This is a genomic window from Streptomyces sp. SBT349, from assembly GCF_001083795.1.
Taxonomy (GTDB): Bacteria; Actinomycetota; Actinomycetes; order Streptomycetales; family Streptomycetaceae; genus Streptomyces.
Window position 1 is genome coordinate 1 of the sequence record NZ_LAVK01000451.1, and the last position, 5,034, is coordinate 5,034.

General features: G+C 73.4%; 5 protein-coding genes and 1 pseudogene. 3 read left to right on the forward strand and 3 right to left on the reverse strand.

Going from position 1 to position 5,034, the window contains the following annotated elements; translation table 11 throughout:
* From tap to ADY01_RS32550, 3 genes are all read left to right on the forward strand, one after another.
* Positions 1 to 1,113, forward strand: a 1,113-nt coding sequence (gene tap / locus ADY01_RS32540; RefSeq protein WP_049580348.1) for a telomere-associated protein Tap, incomplete at its 5' end; no start/stop codon positions are given.
* 2 nt (positions 1,114 to 1,115) lie between these two features.
* The gene (tpg, locus tag ADY01_RS32545; RefSeq protein ID WP_049580343.1) at positions 1,116 to 1,673 is read left to right on the forward strand and encodes a telomere-protecting terminal protein Tpg; all 558 of its coding nucleotides are present in this window, start codon (positions 1,116 to 1,118) and stop codon (positions 1,671 to 1,673) included.
* 210 nt (positions 1,674 to 1,883) lie between these two features.
* Positions 1,884 to 2,492 carry a hypothetical protein gene (locus ADY01_RS32550; RefSeq protein ID WP_159001561.1) on the forward strand — a complete coding sequence of 203 codons (609 nt, stop codon included), beginning with the start codon at positions 1,884 to 1,886 and terminating at the stop codon, positions 2,490 to 2,492.
* A 98-nt stretch (positions 2,493 to 2,590) separates the two neighbouring features.
* Here ADY01_RS32550 and ADY01_RS32555 read toward each other — a convergent pair whose 3' ends face one another.
* The 3 genes and pseudogenes from ADY01_RS32555 to ADY01_RS32565 all read right to left on the reverse strand — a co-directional run.
* Positions 2,591 to 3,028, reverse strand: coding sequence for a GNAT family N-acetyltransferase (locus ADY01_RS32555; protein ID WP_049580345.1), 438 nt, complete (start codon positions 3,026 to 3,028; stop codon positions 2,591 to 2,593).
* Positions 3,025 to 4,419 (reverse strand): lipase family alpha/beta hydrolase, encoded by a 1,395-nt coding sequence (locus ADY01_RS41440; RefSeq protein ID WP_049580346.1) that lies wholly within the window; start codon positions 4,417 to 4,419, stop codon positions 3,025 to 3,027. The genes ADY01_RS32555 and ADY01_RS41440 overlap by 4 nt, the downstream gene beginning before the upstream one ends.
* Positions 4,420 to 4,422: 3 nt before the next feature.
* Positions 4,423 to 5,034 (reverse strand): annotated as a pseudogene (locus tag ADY01_RS32565) (hypothetical protein); the annotation flags it as partial.

Here is a 5,034-nt window from a genome sequence, read left to right on the forward strand (position 1 = left end):
CAGATTGGTATAAGATGCAGCACCCGTCCCGCCCGTGATGACGCGACCGGCGACTGGACCTCCGGAACGGTGCCCGGCTCCCTCACGCACCCGGTCGACCCCGCGCCACCCGAGGCACCCGCCGAGCACCCCGTCGCCCAAGGGCGCGCCGAGGACCACGTCCTGGACGAGGAGGCATACGAGTGGGTCCGCGACCCCGAGCTGCTGACCGACGCCGAGTGCGCGCTGCCCTGGGCCGTCGGGCTGGACGTCAACATGGCGTTCGCCGCCGCCGCCAACCGCCTCACGGTAGGTCTGGGCGAGCCGCTGCACACCGACGGCCCCCGCTTCGACAAGAGGATTCCCGGCGCCTGGTACGTCGACCTCTCCCACATCGAGACCGACCCGCGCCTTCCCAGCCCGTTCACCCCGCACGGCGGCCGCCCGACCGGCCCGGCCTGGTACGCCACCCCCACCCTCACCTACGCCACCGAGCTCGGCCACCAGGTCCACCCGCTGGAGGGGTGGCTGCGCCCGGAGTCCGGGCCCTACCTTGACCCCTGGTACGAACGGCTGCGTGACGCCTACCTGGACACGATGGCCGACCTCGGCATCACCAAGGAGCTGACCGAGGAGGAGCACCTGGCCCAGATGGCCGGCCACCAGCACGCCGACGCCCGGGTGGCGGCGGTGCTCTCCGCGATCAAGGCCACCGTCAAAGGGGGCATCGGCAAACTCCGCGAGCGCCCGCAGGGCGCCCGCCACCGGGCGGGGGAGCGGTGGCCCGCGCTGGACCGCCCGACCTGGCGTCCGGACATCCGTGCCGCGGTCATCTCCGCGGCCCGGATCAACATGCACCGCAAGATGCGGAACATGGCAGCCGCCGGAATCTACCCGCTCGCGGTCCTTTCCGACTGCGTCGTCTACCCAAGCGCGGGCCCGTCGCCGCTGGACCTCCTCCCGCGCGCCCCGCACGGCGGAAAGCCGCCGCCGGGCATCTTCCGGATCGGCGTCAGCCCCGGAATGGTGAAATGCGAGGGCGCCCGTGAATTCTGGTGGGCGGCGCAGATGATGGAGCAGGGAGCGAACCCCGCCCGCCACATCAAGGACAACGCACCCGGGGGGGACACCTAGCGATGGGCGACATCCAGGACGCCATCGAGACCGCGCTCCAGGGCGCGCAGACCCGCCCGCTGCCCAAGAGCCCGGCCGCCAGGATGCGGGTGCTGACGCGCGCCGAACGCGGCTCCACCCGCGCCGTGGCCACCCGCCTCGGGGTCTCCCCCCGCACCGTGCAGCGCTACCTCGCCGGACAGACCAGGACGCCCACCCCGCGCCTGGCCGCCGCACTCGAACGCGAGGCCCGCCGGTCCTGGCAGCCCCGCGTGCGGGCCCGCGCCATCCGCCAGGCCGCACGCGCCGGGATCACCGTGGAGACGCGCGCGCGGTTCGGGTTCACCGCAGCCGGGGGCTCCACCGACGACCCCCGCCTGCGCCGCGTCACCGAGCAACTCGCCCCCGACGACACCGCCCAACTGCTCGCCGCCCACCAGGCCGGCGCCGACGAAGCCCGACTCCGGCAACTGCTCGGCAACGGCCTGGGGTTCGCCTACTTCCGCGACCGCGGCAGCCGCGCCCACGACCTGGACGTCGACCTCACCGACATCGACTACCTCGACGTCGACCTCCCGTAGAGCCGGGGCACACCGGAGAGCGAGCGGGCCGAGCGTGCGGGTGGGCCACCCGACGAGCCCCCACTGATGAGAAGAACCCCCGCCGTGAGGTCGCGTCGCTGTGCAACCATCGATCTGCTCGCATGCGTCACGTACTTCGCCGACACAGCCCCCGTGGGCGGAGACGCGCGGAGCGGCGAGCCGATCGCCACCAACAGGGAGAAGCGACAGATGTCCTTACCACCGCAGCAGCCGGGTCCCTGGGGAGGCGGTCCCGACCACGGCCGGCAGCCCGGCCCCTATCCACCGCAGCAGGCGCCCGGCGGGTACGGGCAACCCGGACCGTACGGCGGCGAGCCACCCAAGAGCCGGAACGGATTGATCGTCGCCATCGTGGCGATCGCGGTGCTGCTGCTCGGCGGTGGCGCGATCTACCTGCTCACGGAGGACGACGAGCCGACCAGCGGCGCGAGCCAGGACCCGAGCGACTCGCCGGAGCCGTCCGACGCCGAGGAGGAGCCGCCGCCCGAGGAGGAGCCGACCGATGACCCCGGTGCCGGCGGCGGTGGCGGGAGCGACGAGGACCTGCTCGCGGTCGCGCAGGACTACGTGAACGCGGTCAACGCCGCGGACGAGGCGGCGGCCACGGCGCTCATGTGCGGCCAGACCGACCCGGGGGGCCTGTACTCCGCCGTGGCCGGCAGCGCCACCGTGGTGACGGTCGGCGAGATCACCAGCTCCGACGGCACCGAGGCCTTCGTGGAGTTGATCATCGGCTCCCAGCCGCCGCTGCCCTCGCCATTCGATTTCACGGACGGCTCCTGGTGCGTCAGATTCTGACGGCCGCAAGGAAGTGACCGGCCCATCTGCCGGTCACATCGCGCAGCCCCGTCAGCGGTCCGGAAGCCGTGGAGCACGGTTCGAGGGCGGCCCGCCCGTCACTCCGCCAGGACCCGCCAGTACACCCGCGAATCCCCGGCGGTGAACCCCAGCCCCTCGTACAGCCGGTGCGCCGCCGTCCGCCGCGGGTTGGACGTCAGGTCAACGCGCCCCGCCCCCAACTCACGCGCCAGTCGCAGCGCCTCCTCCATCAGCGCACGCCCGGCGCCGCGCCCCCTGGCCGCCTCATCCACCACCACGTCCTCGACCCGGGCCCGTACTCCCGAGGGCTGGACCGGCACCAGCAGCGTCAGCGTCCCCACCACGCGCCCTCCCACCTCCGCCACCAGCAGCACGGTCGAATCGCCCTCGACCACCCGGGTCAGCGACTCTCTGGTCGGCTTCGGCAGATCGGGCGACAGCTGCGGCAGCAGCCCCGCCATCGCCGCCACGAGTTCATCGCCGACCTCGCGGACCCGACGCACCTCGACACTCATTCCGCGGACTCCTCCCCGACCAGCAGCACGTCACGGTAGCGGACCTCCGGACCATCCGCCCTGACCTCCACCACATGCGTACCCGCGGGCACCCTCAGCTCCGCGCGGAGATTACCGGCCCCGTCCGGCACCATCACCAGCCCCTCCTCCCACGTCTCCAGCCCGGCGCCCACCACCACGCGTACTCGGCGGCGTTCCTCCACCCCCACCGCCACCACCTCGAACGGCTCGCCCGCCACGGCGAACTCCGGCACCTCCACCCCGAACTCGCCGTCACCCGCGAGCAGTTTCCGCGCGGACCGCTCTCCGATGATGTGCGTCAGCTGCCGCACCACCGTATCCTCCCCGGCCAGCGCGGCATGCCGGTGTCCCGACCAGATACCGTCGTCCATTCCGTCCAGCGCCCAGTAGGCCAGCGACGACTCCTCCGGCACGGTGCCATCCCCCGACCAGGAGCCCGAATCGTCCAGCGCCGCGGGGAACTCCAGACCCGTCGGCGTCACCCGCACCCCGTGTACCGTCGGATGCCCGCCACCACCCAGCGAGTACACCCGGTACTCCTCCCCGCGTCCCCCCGGCGGGCGGGCGTCCCGCGCCTCGGTGAACTCGCGGGAGAACGCGAAGGCGTCCCGCACCGCCCCGCCCGGCAGGTCAGGAACCGGCACGTTCTCCAGCGTCACCCGCCGCCCACCCCGCGGCCTGAGCGCCGCCCGATACACAGGCAGCAGCTGTGCCACGGACGGGAACGTCCCGCACAGCTCGGCCAACCGCTCCCCGACCCACCCGCGGACCGCCCGCTGTCCCGGACCCCGGGACAGGGCGTTGCCGGTCAGTATCCGGATCGCCTTCGCCGCCCCCTGGTGCGGGGTACCGATGGTGACCAGGGCCCGGGCCGTCTCGTGCCCGCCGAGCCGCTCCAGGTAGTACCGGGCCACCAGGCCGCCCATCGAGTGGCACACCAGTACCACCCGCGCCTCATCCGCCCCCGGCCACCGTGCCGCCGCCCTGGGCCGCCACTCCTCCAGCGCCGCCTCCACAGCGACCTTCAGACGCGCCGCCGTCACTCGGTTCGACAGCCTCCAGTCATACGCGAACGCGCGGAACTGCCCCGGTTCCAGCGCCAGCGCCGCCCCCAGGTCCCGGTAGCCCAGATGGGACAGCAGCCCCGGCAGCACTGCCGGCGCCGTCAGCAGCCCCTCGGGCCGCAGCGCCGCCGGCCCCTCCGGCTCCCCGTCCCCGATCCCGGGCGGCAGCGCGAGCGAGCGCCACGCCCGCGCGGGGCGCCGAAACTGCAACAGCGCTCCCAGCGACAGCGCCCACGCGTCCTTGCCGTCGCGCGTCAGCCTGCTGCCCATGATCCCCGGAACGAAGACCACCAAGTCGTGCTTCACAGATCAGTCCCCGTTCCTCAGGAGGAATTGCGGCGCGATCCCCATCAGATCCGCCAACGCCTCACGAGACAGCAGCAGTTGATCGCACCGCCGCCTTCCCTGAAGCATGAGCGTGCCCCCCCGCCTTCCGAACGCGGCGGCCGCCCACTCCACCGGAAACCCCCGATCCGGCACCGCCGGCCCCGGCAGCCAGCGCCGGCCCACCACGTCCCGGATCCACACCGCCGCCGGCTCGCCCCCGCACGCCACCAGGAGCGGCCGTTCCTCCGGTCCGCTGAACACCAGCGCCACCGACATGCCCGGATCACCGATCCGCCGGCCCGACGACTCCGCTCCGTCGCACTCGGCGATCCGGATCCCGTCGTCGGCCACCCACGCCAGCAGTGGCACGAAGTCCGGCCCCTCCACCAATGCCCCGAACGCCACCGCCTTCGTCCGGTGCGCCGACGGAACCCGCACCGTACGGGCCTCCGGCGCCCCGTCCCGCGGCAGCCGCCACAGGTTCAGCGACGATACGCAGTCCGCGGCGAGCCACAACGCCCCGTCCCGGCCCGCCCGCGCGTGGACTCGGTGCGCCGTCGTGGCGTTCCGGAACGGCAACGCGGGCCCCAGCAC